A 14,552-nucleotide genomic window follows, 5' to 3' on the forward strand; every position below is an offset into this window, starting at 1 on the left:
TCGGGGAAACAGAGCAGGGAGCGTAGCCAGTGGGAATGCGGCCCACCGCAAGGATGCCGAAGCTGACTCGGCGTAGCCGGATTCTGATCCTGATCACCCTGGGTGTGATCGTGCTGTTGCTGGCCGGCCCGCGGCTGATCGACGCTTACGTCGACTGGTTGTGGTTCGGCGAACTCGGCTACCGCTCGGTGTTCACCACCGTGCTGGTTACCCGCCTGGTGGTATTCGTGCTGACCGCGTTGCTGGTTGGCGGCATCGTTTTCGGCGGCCTGGCCCTCGCTTACCGCACCCGCCCGGTGTTCGTGCCGAGCAACGAAAACGACCCGGTGGCGCGATACCGCGTCCTGGTCATGAGCCGGCTGCGATTGGTGGGTATCGGGATCCCCGCTTCGATCGGGGTGCTGGCTGGCGTCGTCGCGCAGAGCTACTGGGCGCGCGTCCAGCTGTTCCTGCACGGCGGCGATTTCGGGATCCGCGACCCGCAGTTCGGTAAAGACCTCGGCTTCTACGCGTTCGAGCTGCCGTTCTACCGGTTGGTGCTCAGCTATCTGTTCGTCGCGGTCTTCCTTGCTTTCCTAGCGAATCTGGTGTCGCACTACTTGTTTGGCGGCATCCGGTTGTCCGGGCGGGCCGGGGTGCTGAGCCGCTCGGCGCGGATCCAGTTGATCACCTTGGTCGGTGTGTTGGTGTTACTCAAGGCCGTCGCGTACTGGCTGGATCGCTACGAGCTGCTATCGCATACCCGTGCCGGCAAGCCGTTCACCGGGGCCGGTTACACCGACATCAACGCCGTACTACCGGCCAAGCTGATCCTGATGGCGATCGCGCTGATCTGTGCTGCCGCGGTGTTCTCTGCGATTACGTTGCGCGACTTGCGGATTCCGGCCATCGGACTGGTGCTGCTGTTGTTGTCGTCGATGATCGTGGGGGCCGGCTGGCCGATGATCGTCGAGCAGATCAGCGTCAAACCCAATGCGGCACAGAAGGAAAGCGAGTACATAAGCCGTAGCATCGCCGCGACCAGGCAAGCCTACGGACTCACTCCGGACGTGGTGACCTACCGCAACTACACCGCTGGCGACAGCCAGGCGACCGCACAGCAGGTTGCCGCCGACCGCGCCACCACCTCCAACATCCGGCTGCTCGACCCCACCATCGTCAGTCCGGCGTTCACCCAGTTCCAGCAGGGCAAGAACTTCTACTACTTCCCCGAGCAGCTATCCATCGACCGGTACCTGGACCGCACCGGCGCGCTGCGCGACTACGTGGTGGCCGCCCGCGAACTCAACCCGGAACGGCTGATCGACAACCAGCGCGACTGGATCAACCGGCACACCGTCTACACCCACGGCAACGGGTTCATTGCCTCACCGGCCAACACTGTGCGCGGCATCGCCAACGACCCGAACCAGAACGGCGGCTACCCGCAGTTTCTGGCCAACGTCGTCGGCGCCAACGGCAGCATCGTGTCCGACGGGCCGGCGCAGCTGGACCAGCCGCGCATCTACTTCGGGCCGGTGATCGCCAACGCGAGCGCGGACTACGCGATCGTCGGCAAGACGGGCGCCGACCGCGAATACGACTACGAGACCAGCACCGAGACCAAGAACTACACGTACACCGGCAGCGGCGGCGTTTCGGTGGGCAGTTGGTTAGCGCGCAGCGTATTTGCCGCGAAGTTCGCCGAGCGAAACTTCTTGTTCTCCAACGTGATCGGATCCAACAGCAAGATCCTGTTCAATCGCGACCCGGCGCAGCGGGTGGAGGCGGTGGCGCCATGGCTGACTACCGACAGCTCCGTTTACCCGGCGATCGTGAACAAGCGGCTGGTGTGGATCATCGACGGCTACACCACGCTGGACAACTACCCGTACTCCGAGCTGACGTCGCTGTCGTCGGCGACCGCGGACTCCACCGAGGTGGCGTTCAACCGGTTGGTCCCCGACAAGAAGGTCTCCTACATCCGTAACTCGGTGAAGGCCACCGTCGACGCCTACGACGGCACCGTGACGCTGTATCAGCAGGACGAGAACGACCCGGTGTTGAAAGCTTGGATGCGGGTGTTCCCCGGCACCGTCAAACCCAAGAGCGACATCACCCCTGAACTCGCCGACCATCTGCGCTACCCCGAGGACCTGTTCAAGGTGCAGCGGATGCTGCTGGCGAAGTACCACGTCAACGACCCGGTGACGTTCTTCTCCACGTCCGACTTCTGGGACGTACCGTTGGACCCCAACCCGACAGCCAGCAGCTACCAGCCGCCGTATTACATCGTCGCGAAAAACATTGCCAAGAACGACAACTCGGCCTCATACCAGTTGACCAGCGCGATGAACAGGTTCAAGCGCGATTACCTGGCCGCCTATATCAGCGCCAGTTCGGACCGCGACACCTACGGCAAGATCACCGTGCTGACCATCCCGGGTCAGGTCAACGGGCCCAAGCTGGCCAACAATGCAATTACTACCGACCCGGCGGTGTCGCAGGACCTCGGCGTGATCGGGCGGGACAACCAGAACCGCATCAAGTGGGGCAATCTGCTCACACTGCCGGTTGGCCAGGGCGGCTTGCTGTATGTCGAACCGGTCTACGCCTCGCCTGGGGCCAGTGACGCGGCGTCGTCGTATCCGCGGCTGATCCGGGTGGCGATGATGTACAACGACAAGATCGGCTATGGGCCGACGGTAGGCGATGCGTTGACTGGGCTGTTCGGGCCGGGTGCGGGTGCGACCGCGACCGGTATCCAGCCGACTGAGGGAGGCGCGCCGGCAAGTACGCCGCCGCCGGCCGCCGGTCCGGGTCCGCCACCGCCGACCGCCGCGGTACCCCCGCCTCCGGATGGGTCTGCGGCGCTGTCTCCGGCGAAAGCCGCTGCGCTGCAAGAGATTCAGGCTGCGATCGGCGCGGCCCGGGATGCGCAGAAGAAGGGTGACTTCGCGGGGTACGGGTCGGCGCTGCAGCGCCTGGACGAGGCGATTACCAAGTTCAACAACACCAAGTAGGTGCGCGGGCGTGTTCGCTGCCTCCTGCCTCTCCTGTTGCCCCTGACTTGGTGCCTTGGCTCTGCCCTCTTGGCTCTGCCCTCTTGATCCTGCCCGCCTCTGCTTCGCGAGCGTCCCCGCATGTACGGCCACGGGCCGATATTTGCGGCATTAGGGGGACGCTCGTCGCGATGAGTCGGTGCAGTTGGGCATGTAGGTGGTGCGGTCCGAGGACGCCCAGGAGGGCCCACGCATTGCTCGAGAACCAACCCGAACTTCACCGGCGCTTTGCGGTCCGCATTCCGTGCGTTTCCTGGCGATTTGGTGACGCTCCCTCACGTTGGGTAACGTTGCGTCTACCGACGCGGGGTGGAGCAGCTCGGTAGCTCGCTGGGCTCATAACCCAGAGGTCGCAGGTTCGAATCCTGTCCCCGCTACCAAAGTTCGAAAGTTCGAACTTGGGTCCTGATAAACAGGGCGCAAGTTCGAACTTTTCGACATTCTGGGTGTTGTTATTCTCGGTTCCTGCGCGGCGACGGTGCCGCCCGTCAACTCGGCGTCGAGGCTCTGTTTGAGATTCGGATCGAGAAGCCGATCGAACAGCTCGGTGAGTTCCACGTCGGCAATCTCATCGTCGGTGATGTAGAGCCGCTCGAACACTGCTTGGACCATCAGTCGGCGCTCCCTTGGATGACTCTTCATATAGAAGTGCTCGGAGTCACGCAGGATGTTCAGTGCCGCGTCTAGGGGTACTCGGCTAAGACGTTGTTGTCAGTCGGCTGATCGGGGGTTGGCCTCCGAGTGCTGAGTGGCGTCGTTGATTGTTGTAGTGCTCGAGCCATGGGGCAAGGGCTGCGCTACGGGCATCGTTGGTGGTGAAGACCTGTCGGTAGGCCCATTCGGTTTGCAGTGTCCGGTTGAAGCGTTCGACTTTGCCGTTCTGCCAAGGGCAATGGGGACGGATGAACTTGTGCGTGGCGTTCAACGAGGCTATGACCTCAGCGACGGCAACCGATCGCCGGTAACTGAAGTGGTTGTCGGTGATGACCCGCTCGATGCTGGTGACACCGCAGGCGGCGAAGTGGGCAGCAGCCCGTCTGAGAAACGCCGCGCAGGTGGGCCCTTTCTCATCGGGCAAGATCTCGGAGTAGGCCAGGCGGGAATGGTCATCCACGGCGGAGTGCACGTAATCAAAGCCGGTTCCGGCGACCTTGTGTGCGTAAGTGTCGCCGGCGGCCCGACCCTTGGCCTTCCACCCACCGCCGTCCGGGATGCGGCCAATCTTTTTGACGTCCATATGGATTAACTCACCAGGGCGTGCTCGCTCATAGCGGACCGCGGTAGTTTTCGAGGCCCGTATCGGTGTGCCGGTGAGCGGATCGCAGTCACGCAGATACGGCACCTGGTGGCGTCGCAGGATCGTACTGACGGTACGTGGCGACACTCCAAGCTCGGCCCCGATCCAGTCTTGGCCGCGGCGCTCACGAAGCCGCAGTGTGATCACCGCGTCTTCGACAGCCGGCGCGGTCCGGCGCGGGCATCGTCGCGGCCGTGACGATCGATCTGCTAGACCCGCCGATCCGAGCTCGCGGAAACGACGGACCCATCGGTGCGCGCATTGCCGCGAAACGCCCAGCTCAGCCGCAACATGAGCAACCGGACGTTGACCGCCAACGATCCGATCGACCAACAAAGCGCGACCGTGAACGGTCAATCGAGCATTAGCGTGGGACACGAGGACCTCCGTGGGGTCGTGAAGACGTCAGACATCTCCACTAAGCCCGGAGGTCCTCCCCACAATCAACAACCGTCACCAACGTGTCCGCCGAGTACATCTAGGCCCTTGCGAAGTACGTCGCGGTCAGCGTTCTGGTTGTTCAGTTCGCGCTGCGCATTGGCGAGCGCTGAGCTTATGCGCTCTTGCTCCGTCTTGAGCTGGTCGAGGGGTACAGCGCCTGCATAGTGGGCATGGAGCAAGGTGTCCCGCTCTTCAATGAGCCGCTTCGCCGATCGTTCGGCGGCGCGGATGCGCTTGTTACGATCAGGGAGAGCCTTATCGACGTATTCCATGATGGTTCGCCGACAATCTGCGGTATGGCACTCGACGCTCCGCTCAATGCACGCCAGGTCGAGGTCCTCCGCTGGATACACGACGGCTGCCCAGACGGCCGCTGGACTGATTTCACCTTCAAGACGACGGCCAACGCACTTGCTTCCCGTCGCCTGGTAACGGTATCCAAGCGCGGCGGCCGGTGGAGCGCGGCGATCTTGCCCGCCGGCGAGCATTACCTCACCAATAACAGTTATCCCCAGGGCCATTGGGCCAAGCGAAGGCCCACGGTTCGAGTCGAACTTGACACACCGACCCGCCCCGCCGCGATTGCCCATAGACCAGTTGCAGCAACGCCGCCCGGTGCAGTTCCGCGACCGAAGCAACAACCGCCCGCCGACGGATTGACCCCGACCCGCAAGCTGGTCAAAGACATCGTCAACGCGGGCGGAATCCTGGAGATCAACACCAAGGACGATGACACCAGCTATCGCAGCCTGGTCGGCATCATCAACCGGCGCGGCATGGCCCCGGACGGCCAGGAAGTGCTCATGGTGCGCGGCAAGACCTACCACCATGTTGTGTTCCGGTTGTCGTCTGTGTCGGATTGGCAGACCACACCGCCGTCGGAGACCGTGTCGATCGAGCGCATCGGGCGATGGCATCCGGCCGTCGCGAAGCTTCGCGAGGAGAAGCGTCTCGACTCGATCGGAAAGGATCTGCGCGGCAGGGCGTTTCGTCTGCTCCACGCGCTCGCGAAAGAGGCGGAGACCCGCGGACACTCAGTGCGCGTGCCAACCCGCGACGGCCACGGCTATCGACAAGACAGCAGCAAGCTCAGTGGTGACCTGATCGTTAAAGTCGGTGACATCGAGTGCTCGGTCGACATCTGGCAGCCGAAAGACCGAGTGGATCACGTACCGACACGGGAGGAAATTGAGCGCGAGAAGAAGTACGGCTGGGGTCCCACGCGCTATGACTATGTGCCGTCCAACCGCTTGAGTATCGCCGTCGACACCAACAGCCGATTCTCGTCCAAGTTGTCGTGGACCGAGACAAAGACAATCTCGCTCGCAACACGGCTACCCGACGTGATCATGACCTTCGACCGCTGGGCAGTCATCGACACTGAGGGCAAGGAAGCCGAACGGCGCGCTGCAATCGAGAAGCAGGAGCGCGAGTCACGCGAGGACGCGCTCGCCCGAGATGCGTACGTTCAGCACGCGCTGGGGGAGCGGTTGACGGCAGACCTCGGCGACTGGGAACTTGCGAACCGGTTGAGCGCATACCTCGCCGCACTGCGCGATCGAGTCTCGGAGATGGCGCCCTCGGACGAGCGCGCCGCCGCCGAGGAATGGTTGCAATGGTGTGACCACTACGTCGACAAGCTTGACCCGGTGGCGCGGCCAATCCGCCAGCCCAAGGTCAAGCCGCCCGACTACAACGACCTCAGGGAGTTTCGCCAGCGGCTCGGCTTCGGAATGCGGTGGTGAGGCACGTTGGAGCGGGCGGAGGACGGCGATCTCTCCTGGCTGACGTTGTCGCTCATTGCAGGAATCAGCGCCTGCCGGCATCGTTTCTGTGTGCCTGCTCCCTTTACGCTCGACGTGTGCGGTTACCGCATTGATCGTGATGGCAACATCACGGACAAGCCGAACACCTCAGATGCGGGTGACGATCTTTCGATCGAGCTTGGAACGGCATTCTTCCAGGAGCTTGGCGTACCTAAAGGCAAAGCTGCACAGCCGCTTTCAGGTGACACATTGGAAGAGAAGATTGTAGACGCGCTGAGGGAGCTGCGCCCTGACCTCCGGATCGAGCGTTCTCGGGCCGCGAGCGAGTTTCGCCAGTATGCCCATCTTGATGTTTTTCCACAGTTCCGCAGGAGCTTTGGCGATCTTCGACCAACACTTAGCGATCTCAGTTCCCGCGTCCTTGCTGCGGAACTGGGAGCATCCAGAAGACGAATCGAAAAGGCGCTCGGCAAGCTGTCGGATGCGACAGACGAGCAGGCGAGGCTGATCGATGATCTTAACGAGCAGATGCCAGAAGAGTCACTTCTGAAGATCGATGTCTCCGTTGCCATTCCGCATCCCGGAGAGCCGGATGAGTTGGCGATCGCGCTTTCGTCCAAGTGGTCATTGCGGACTGATCGTGCACAAGACTGCGTATCGCAGGGAAGCAAGCTGGTTGCTCAACGGCGGGGAATGATGCCGCACTTTGGCGTCATCACCATCGAGCCTAGACCGTCAATGTTGCGGATCATCGCCGATGGGTCCGGTGCCATCGACTACGTTTATCACCTGGACTTGCCTGCGCTCTCGGCCGCCATTAATGGCGTTGCCGAGTCAAAACCTGCGCGGTGGTCGCCGAAGGAGACCTTCGGGCGCTTGATGCGACAGAGGCGGTTACGTGATTTTGATGAGCTGGTTTACGAGGTCAGCCGCGTGCCGGGTCCCGATTAGTTCGGCGGCGTCGACGTTTCTAGTTCGGTCCATTGCCTGGGGAACTGCGGGCTTGGAAGAATCGCGTCGGATGGGTCGGCTTTCGTCCACCAGCGTCCTTCAAGGAAGAAGCCTCTATTCACGCTGTTGTCGCTAGCAGGTGCGACGCGGGTCGAGATCCACGATCCTTTCCGCGGCATCGGAAGGCCCAGGCTGGTGGCGATTCGCTGGTGGGGGTCTTCATGGCCGAGCACGATGATGCCCTCCGATCGCAGGTGGATCCGTGCGTCGCGAGCACGCTTTGGGGCGTCGTCTTGTTGTCCGACTGTGAGGATCACCTGTCGATTGATCAGTCGGTCTTGAACGTGTCGGAACAGGTCGTTGACGCGACCCTGTCCGCTTGACCCCTGTCTGAGGATCTTGTCGCGCGTTTCCGCTGGCAGATGCCGCAGGAGATTTGGAGGAAGGTCGTTCTGCACGCCGCCCCACAGCCAGTAGATTTCGGGGAATGCGTGTTCGGCGACACGACGCTTGTTATCCCGGTTGTACGCACGGACCTGATCGCTGGAACCGGGACCACCTTGCCGCCATCTCAGTCGGGCGTCGGTGATCCGGAGCAAACCAGCCGCCCATTCACTGGTGTCGTCGTTCAGCCAGACGAGCAGTGCGGGGTGATCCTCGTCGGCGGACTGAGTGCCGTGATCTGGACAGCGGTACATCTCCATCGGGATTTCCCATCCGCCCATATCGCGGGAAAACTTGCAGTCGACTTCCGCGTTGTCGATACGCCAGTCGAGGTCCAGGCCGTCAGCTATCTCGTATTCGCGCGTGAGGTTGATCTCGATCGCGGTGCCAAGGTAGGTCTTCTCGGTCTTGCGGAGGTGCTGGTAGCACCACCGCCCCGTGCGCTGTCCGTCGAGCAGCTCATCGAGTGAGTCGCGAAGCGTCCATCTGAATCGCTCCCGCCCGTCTGGAGCACCCTCGAAGAACGCCACAATGTGCCCGACGTCCTCGGGAGCTTCGCGGGTCGTCGGAGCGGGCCGATATCGGACTGTGGACATCGGTGCGGTTGGAGCTGCGAGGGGACGGAAACTGTTGCGAGTGCGCCGCATAGCTGTAGCCCGCGCATCAGAGGGATGAGCGTTACCGGCAACGTCACTCCACGCGATATCGATCTGGCGCTTGTCGTTGGCGGACACGTCTTGATCATGCCGGCAGCCGGGCTATGTGATGCTGCGCTCGTCGAGCTGCGTGTGTCGCGGGTGACTAACTGGTCAGAGATAGTTGTTGAGATGTCCCGCCAGAGCCCGAGCCAGGCCGACAGGCACCGCGTTGCCGATTTGTTTGGCGATGCCGATCTTGGTGCCGCACCAGAGAAACTTCTCCGGGAAATCCTGCAACAACGCCGCCTCATAGTGAGTGATAGGTCGATTTACACGGTGACGCCCTTCTTCATCCCATTGTGGGTGAAGGTACGCGCCCTTCTCCGGTTTGAAGAACTCTGTACGGATCGTGTGCGACGGCATATCCCAACGCATTCGGCCCATGACATCGGTTGTTCCTGTAGGTTTTTCGCGCCAGCACCGTGGAAGCAGATGGTCAGGCACGTCGAACCTCCCTCCGCCGGGTGGCACGTGTTCATACCGCTGCCGTGACAAAGCTGTTGGCGTCCTGCCGAGATGGATTTCGATCGCTTTGAACGTGCCTGGGACCTGCTCGCCGAAGAACTCGACTGTCGATTCGGGAAGGAATTTTGAGGTTGGTTCCTCGGGCACCTTGCCGATACGCTGCTTTGTCGTCACCCAACGTTTTGTCGCGCCTGGCTCTGGTCGGCGAGCGTGTGTTGGCTCCGGTAGCTGGATTGGTCCAATTCGGGAACCGATGACGATCGTACGGATTCGACGTTGGCCGACGCCAAAATCAGCCGCATTGAGATGACCGAAGCTCAATTCGTACCGCGACAGGCTGCCGTGGTCGGCTTCCTCAAGAAGCAGGTCGAACTCCGGTGACTTCATGAAGCGGTCGACGTTCTCAATGACGAACACCTTTGGGTTGGCGGCCTTTACCACTCGCAGGTACTCGCGCCAAAGCTTGTTGCGCGGATCGTTCACGTCCTTTGTGCCGAGATTCGAGAACCCCTGGCAGGGCGGGCCGCCTATGACGACGTCGGCCTTGGGGATCTCAGACGATTTGACCGTGGCGATGTCGCGCCAGAGAGTGTGGTCCTCGCCAAAGTTTGCCGCATAGGTTGAGGCCGCGAACAGATCCCACTCGATCGCGAGGACCGATGAGAACCGCTTGGCGGTAAAACCGCTGGTCATGCCGCCGCAACCGGCGAATAGGTCGATCATGGTGGGCACGTCTGAATAGTACGGTGGAACGCCGACAGAATGCGGTACCGCCGCGCACGGGGTTCTACGTCTCGCTGGGCCGTCGTCGCTGGTCGATGGCGCGCTGGACCTCGTATACGGCGTCATCAAGGGACTCGTGTTCCCAGATCCTCACCACAAGCCAACCGGCGTCGGTCAGCAGCTGGTTTTGGTCTTTGTCACGTGCGGCGTTTCCTTCAAGTTTCTGTTTCCAGAAGTCGGCGTTGGTCGCTGGCATGGTGCGGTGCTGCGGGCACATGTGCCAGAAGCAGCCATCCACAAAGATGGCGACCTTCCAGCGCGTAAGTGCAACATCGGGGCGAATGATCTTGCCTGAGACACGGATTGCGAAGTCGACACGAAATCGATAGCCCAGCTTATGCAGCATCGAGCGCAGTGCGATCTCAGGCTTGGTATTCACACGCTTGACTGCCGCCATGTTCCGCGAGCGTTGAGCGTCTGGGGCGTTCGCCACCCCCCTAGGCTAGGGCGCGTGTTTGACGGCTATCTCTCAGATGTCGTGTGTCGGCCGACATCAGTGACGTGGAAGGCGGCGGCGTGCCACTGCTTGCGTGTCGGGTGCACGAGACTCGACCGGAATCCGCACGAACGACCCTGAACGATTCAGTCACAGCTCGAACTGGTCGATCCACTCTATTGTCGGGGGACGCACTGGGAGCCTGGGCTACACGGCCTCGTCGCAGACAGCATGGTGGTGAGTCAGCTATGTCGGCGCAGGGCGATACGGTGTGGCGGTGGGACAGACGGGGCCGCGACAGGGCGGGTGTGAAGACTAATGGTCGCGGGGACGGAGGCGGGGAGGTGAACCGAGTGCGGGTCAAAATTGAGAATTGTCATGGGATTCATGAGCTCAGCGCGGAGTTTGATTTCCGCACAAGCCGGGCGGTCGCAATCTATGCGCCCAACGGTATGATGAAGACGTCGTTTGCGCGGACGTTCGCTGACCTCGCCAAGGATCAGCCTTCGACTGATCGGATGTTTCCGGATCGCCCGAGCTCACGGGAAATCGTAGATGAGACGGGCTCCGAAGTCAGCCCGCAGGACGTGGTCGTCATCCTGTCGTACGACGAGGAAATGGGCCCAACCGAAGCCACGTCCACGTTGCTTGTCGATTCCCAACTTCGGAAAGAGTACGAGGCGCTGCAAGTCGATGTGCTAAAGGCCAAGGCGGATCTGCTAGCGGCCTTGAAGATGCAGTCGCACACCCGTAAAGACGTCGCGCAAAGTCTCTCGCGGGCATTCACAAGCGATGACGAAAGTTTCTTCGTCGCGCTGCTCCGCGTTCATGAAGAGGTGTCAGCGCAAGACAACGCACCGTACGCCGATGTCCCCTACGACGTCGTATTTGCCGATAAGGTCCTCGCGCTTCTCAAGACACACGATTTTCAGGCAGCGCTGAGCGACTACATCACTCGATATAACGAGTTGCTGGATGCATCGACGTACTTCAGCAGGGAGGCGTTCAGCTACTACAACGCAGCCAACGTGACGAAGAGCCTGGCAGATAACAAGTTCTTCGACGCCAATCATTCGATCCTGTTACGCGGCGATGGGTCCGCTGAAGAGATCTCTAGTCATCAAGATCTCGCAGCGCTGATCGAGTCGGAAAAGCAAAAGATCACCGAAGATGCGGGTCTGCGTAAGACATTTGCCAGCATCGAGAAGCAGCTAATGAAGAATGCAGAGGCGCGGGCTTTCGCCGCCCACATCTCTGAGCACACTGAACTGTTGACGGAGCTGGAGAATGTCGACCGGTTCAATGAGCGGGTATGGAAATCGTACCTGAAGACCCATTTTTCGCTTTACGATGCTGCAGTCCAATGTTTTCGGGCAGCTGACAGCAGAAAGAAAGAGATTGAACGCTCCGCGACGGATCAGCGTACGCAGTGGGAAGAGGTTATCGATATCTTCAACGATCGGTTCTTCGTTCCATTCAGATTGATCGGAAGAAACCGAGAACGCGTCATGCTAGGCCTTGAGCCGATCCTCAAACTTGGATTTGAATTTGAGGACGGCGAAGACCGGGCTGAAGTGGACAGGAAGGAGTTACTACAAGTCCTGAGCACCGGGGAGAAAAAGGCTCTGTACATTCTCAATGTACTTTTCGAGGTGCAGGCGAGGCGCAATTCAGAACGTGAAACTATCTTCGTCATCGATGACATCGCTGACTCCTTCGACTACAAGAACAAGTACGCCATTATCCAGTATCTGAAGGAGATGGCTGAGCATGATAATTTTCGCCTGATAATCCTCACTCATAACTTCGACTTCTACCGGACGCTGGAAAGCCGGTTCGTCTCCTATGACAAATGCTTGATGGCGCAGAAAAGCGAGACCGGTATCTCATTGATCAAGGCGGTAGGCATTCGCAATCCGTTCATCAAAGACTTTAAGCCCAGCTTTTTTACTCACGCGATGAAACGGGCCGCATCCATACCATTTATGCGAAATCTCCTTGAGTACACGCAAGGAGACGACGATCCGGACTATCTGCTACTTACCTCTTTGCTGCACTGGAAGAACGATTCGGAGCAGATCACACAATCAGACCTCGACAAAGTTTTCTCCAAAGTTTTCGGCGGTGATGCTGCGTGGGCGGACGCTAGCCAGGTCGTGACTGACATGATCTTGCAGGAAGCAGACCAGTGCATCAGTGCTGCCACAAGCATTAACTTTGAGAACAAGATCGTGCTGTCGATCGCAATCCGTCTACTCGCCGAGAAGTACATGATCGACGCGATCGCGGATTCGGGATTCACCGACGCGATAGCCGCAAATCAAACACCGGTGCTATTCACTGAGTTTCGGCGGCGCTTCCCGCAGGCCGAGGAAGTGCGCAGAATCCTCGACAGCGTCGTGCTGATGACACCAGAACACATACATGTCAATTCCTTTATGTACGAACCGATTCTCGATATGGCCGATGACCACCTGCGGCGGTTGTATCAGGACATCAAAGATTTAGTAGCGACCGGGACTACCGTTCTGACGCCGGCTTCGGTCTAGGGCTGCGTAGTATTCAGCGGCCGTGTCACGTTCGGAACGCGGTGTTCGGCCGTCGCGGCGCGATAAATGATTTATCGATAATGATGAACTAACCATAACGTCGTTGCTGGTTTCGTCTCCGCGCCGTGAGCTACCTTGACGCCTAGTACTTTCGTCCCTGTGGCCGCACCGTCGCGCCGTAAGCCTTCAGGATCTTCAGGACTGTCGTTCGCCCGATGGCGAACGTCTCTGCAACTTCCCGGCTCGTCTGTCCGGACTCATACGCCTCGACCACCTCGGCTCGTAGCCGGTCAGTGATCCGTCGCCGTTGTCGTTGGGGAGATACGAACGACATGGGTCGTTCAACCTCAACAACACCATCTTGCACACGAGTCAACAATGTGTTCGGACTGAACTGTCCCAGGGCTACCATGATTAGCCAAGCTAAATAGTTTAAGCCCTGTTATTTGACGGGGGTCAAACTATTTTATGGGGCATTTTTTGACCAACAGCCATGTTTGATGGTCTGGTAGCGTTTTATTCACCCCTGTTACGTGTTCGAACCCAGAGTGGGTATTGACGAAAATAATCAGTTATTATTTTATATGTTAATCGCTGAGCAAGAGCCTCAGTCGTTGGAAGACTTCGTCAAAGGTCAGCACTATCGTGCCGGAGAGGTTTTTGCGGTAAAGCTCGAAGGATCGCTTGAACGTATCTGACGTCAATTCGGCGGTGTTTCCCGTGATGACGTAAGTTGGAATGTTGACTGCATCAAAGACGCCGTAGTCTTCTTTGAGGGCTGGAAGGTTTTTCAGTACATGGTATTTGTAGTTTTGAACCTGGGTCACCGCACCGGCAAGATCCCATGATGGTGGGTATATGCCGCGATACTCTTTGGCCAGCAGCTTAGCGACTGGTGTCTTGATTTCCATCAGCGCGGTATTGTTAGTATTTTTGTTGATAAAGCCGTAGTCGACGGTCTTGCCGCCGGAACCTGACGCGTTGGTCCCGCCGACGTACATCTTAGATTTCATGATGATGATCGGCTCGGGGCAGAGCAGTGAGAGAATCCACGGCCGATCGCTGAAGTACTTTTGCCAGTTTTCCTCAGTACTGTCGTTTTTGTGCTCTTCCCAGTACTTCAAAGCGCTACGGATGCGAGCATGCAGAATGAGATCGTTGATCTTGACTGCCTGATCTCTGCCGAGTTTGGCCAACTCCGTGGTGATCTGCTCGTCGGTCGAATTCTCAATCAGCTTTGCCAGTATCGGTGCCATGTCCGCCCTGCTAGGTACGAACGTTGTGTTGGTCCGGCCCTTCTTAACCTGCTCGGCGATCTCTTCGATGTCCATGAGGCCACCTATAAGCTCGCCGAGGGCATGTGAATCAAGCTCGAGTTTGTAGCCTTCACCTGCCTTCAGTCGGTTGAGTGACTCGCCTTCGATGGTGATCTTGTCCCATTCGTCAGCCTTGAGTTTGCGCTGGTAGACGAAGGCGCCTTTGGCTGGCCAGTCCTTCTTCGGGTTGTTATGGATGACGGGAATGAACACCAATCGCCGAGTCTTGTCTGCCGACTCCATCAGTACGATAGGGTCACACTCGGATATGCCGCGAGCGACTGATTTGACGGCGATGGGGTTAGTCATACCCTTATTATATCGCTCAAATCGCCTGACAAAACTGGTAATGCTTAGAAAGGGAT

At 59.3% G+C, this 14,552-nt stretch carries 11 protein-coding genes and 1 tRNA gene; 5 read left to right on the forward strand and 7 right to left on the reverse strand.

Going from position 1 to position 14,552, the window contains the following annotated elements:
- Positions 1 to 29: 29 nt before the first annotated feature.
- Both H0P51_RS06820 and H0P51_RS06825 read left to right on the forward strand, forming a co-directional pair.
- Positions 30 to 3,002, forward strand: a complete 2,973-nt coding sequence (locus tag H0P51_RS06820) for a UPF0182 family protein (protein ID WP_180917220.1) — start codon at positions 30 to 32, stop codon at positions 3,000 to 3,002.
- Between the two features lie 342 nt (positions 3,003 to 3,344).
- Positions 3,345 to 3,421, forward strand: a tRNA-Met gene (locus H0P51_RS06825).
- A gap of 317 nt (positions 3,422 to 3,738) precedes the next feature.
- Here H0P51_RS06825 and H0P51_RS06830 read toward each other — a convergent pair.
- On the reverse strand, positions 3,739 to 4,716 hold the full coding sequence (locus tag H0P51_RS06830) for an IS481 family transposase (protein WP_180917221.1): 978 nt from the start codon (positions 4,714 to 4,716) through the stop codon (positions 3,739 to 3,741).
- Between the two features lie 65 nt (positions 4,717 to 4,781).
- Positions 4,782 to 5,051, reverse strand: coding sequence for a hypothetical protein (locus tag H0P51_RS06835; protein WP_180917222.1), 270 nt, complete (start codon positions 5,049 to 5,051; stop codon positions 4,782 to 4,784).
- 24 nt (positions 5,052 to 5,075) lie between these two features.
- Between H0P51_RS06835 and H0P51_RS06840 the strand changes: the two genes are divergently transcribed.
- Both H0P51_RS06840 and H0P51_RS06845 read left to right on the forward strand, forming a co-directional pair.
- Positions 5,076 to 6,524 carry a hypothetical protein gene (locus H0P51_RS06840; RefSeq protein WP_180917223.1) on the forward strand — a complete coding sequence of 483 codons (1,449 nt, stop codon included), beginning with the start codon at positions 5,076 to 5,078 and terminating at the stop codon, positions 6,522 to 6,524.
- A gap of 6 nt (positions 6,525 to 6,530) precedes the next feature.
- Positions 6,531 to 7,496 carry an NgoMIV family type II restriction endonuclease gene (locus H0P51_RS06845; RefSeq protein ID WP_246398438.1) on the forward strand — a complete coding sequence of 322 codons (966 nt, stop codon included), beginning with the start codon at positions 6,531 to 6,533 and terminating at the stop codon, positions 7,494 to 7,496.
- On the opposite strand, the gene H0P51_RS06850 is transcribed toward H0P51_RS06845, so the two are convergent.
- The 3 genes from H0P51_RS06850 to H0P51_RS06860 all read right to left on the reverse strand — a co-directional run bounded on the left by H0P51_RS06850 (position 7,493) and on the right by H0P51_RS06860 (position 10,283).
- On the reverse strand, positions 7,493 to 8,536 hold the full coding sequence (locus H0P51_RS06850; RefSeq protein ID WP_180917224.1) for a NaeI family type II restriction endonuclease: 1,044 nt from the start codon (positions 8,534 to 8,536) through the stop codon (positions 7,493 to 7,495). The two genes, H0P51_RS06845 and H0P51_RS06850, sit on opposite strands and share 4 nt — an antisense overlap.
- Before the next feature lie 213 nt (positions 8,537 to 8,749).
- Positions 8,750 to 9,826 (reverse strand): DNA cytosine methyltransferase, encoded by a 1,077-nt coding sequence (locus H0P51_RS06855; protein ID WP_180918790.1) that lies wholly within the window; start codon positions 9,824 to 9,826, stop codon positions 8,750 to 8,752.
- A 64-nt stretch (positions 9,827 to 9,890) separates the two neighbouring features.
- A complete protein-coding gene (locus H0P51_RS06860) occupies positions 9,891 to 10,283 on the reverse strand; it encodes a very short patch repair endonuclease (protein ID WP_180917225.1) in 393 nt (130 codons plus the stop codon).
- Positions 10,284 to 10,675: 392 nt separating this feature from the next.
- Between H0P51_RS06860 and H0P51_RS06865 the strand changes: the two genes are divergently transcribed.
- Positions 10,676 to 12,871 carry an ATP-binding protein gene (locus H0P51_RS06865; RefSeq protein WP_246398439.1) on the forward strand — a complete coding sequence of 732 codons (2,196 nt, stop codon included), beginning with the start codon at positions 10,676 to 10,678 and terminating at the stop codon, positions 12,869 to 12,871.
- Positions 12,872 to 13,013: 142 nt separating this feature from the next.
- Here the strand turns inward: H0P51_RS06865 and H0P51_RS06870 are convergent, their stop codons facing one another.
- Together H0P51_RS06870 and H0P51_RS06875 are read right to left on the reverse strand one after the other, a co-directional pair.
- A complete protein-coding gene (locus tag H0P51_RS06870) occupies positions 13,014 to 13,205 on the reverse strand; it encodes a helix-turn-helix domain-containing protein (RefSeq protein ID WP_180917227.1) in 192 nt (63 codons plus the stop codon).
- Between the two features lie 253 nt (positions 13,206 to 13,458).
- Complete coding sequence (locus tag H0P51_RS06875; RefSeq protein WP_180917228.1) at positions 13,459 to 14,496, reverse strand: Shedu immune nuclease family protein; 1,038 nt, start codon at positions 14,494 to 14,496, stop codon at positions 13,459 to 13,461.
- Positions 14,497 to 14,552: the final 56 nt, after the last annotated feature.

The organism is Mycobacterium vicinigordonae, from assembly GCF_013466425.1.
GTDB classification, from domain to species: domain Bacteria; phylum Actinomycetota; class Actinomycetes; order Mycobacteriales; family Mycobacteriaceae; genus Mycobacterium; species Mycobacterium vicinigordonae.

Coding starts and splice junctions, on each gene's coding strand:
- H0P51_RS06835 (WP_180917222.1), bottom strand. CDS start 5,051: ATGGAATACGTCGATAAGGCTCTCCCTGATCGTAACAAGCGCATCCGC.
- H0P51_RS06840 (WP_180917223.1), top strand. CDS start 5,076: ATGGCACTCGACGCTCCGCTCAATGCACGCCAGGTCGAGGTCCTCCGC.
- H0P51_RS06850 (WP_180917224.1), bottom strand. CDS start 8,536: ATGTCCACAGTCCGATATCGGCCCGCTCCGACGACCCGCGAAGCTCCC.
- H0P51_RS06855 (WP_180918790.1), bottom strand. CDS start 9,826: ATGATCGACCTATTCGCCGGTTGCGGCGGCATGACCAGCGGTTTTACC.
- H0P51_RS06860 (WP_180917225.1), bottom strand. CDS start 10,283: ATGGCGGCAGTCAAGCGTGTGAATACCAAGCCTGAGATCGCACTGCGC.
- H0P51_RS06870 (WP_180917227.1), bottom strand. CDS start 13,205: ATGTCGTTCGTATCTCCCCAACGACAACGGCGACGGATCACTGACCGG.
- H0P51_RS06875 (WP_180917228.1), bottom strand. CDS start 14,496: ATGACTAACCCCATCGCCGTCAAATCAGTCGCTCGCGGCATATCCGAG.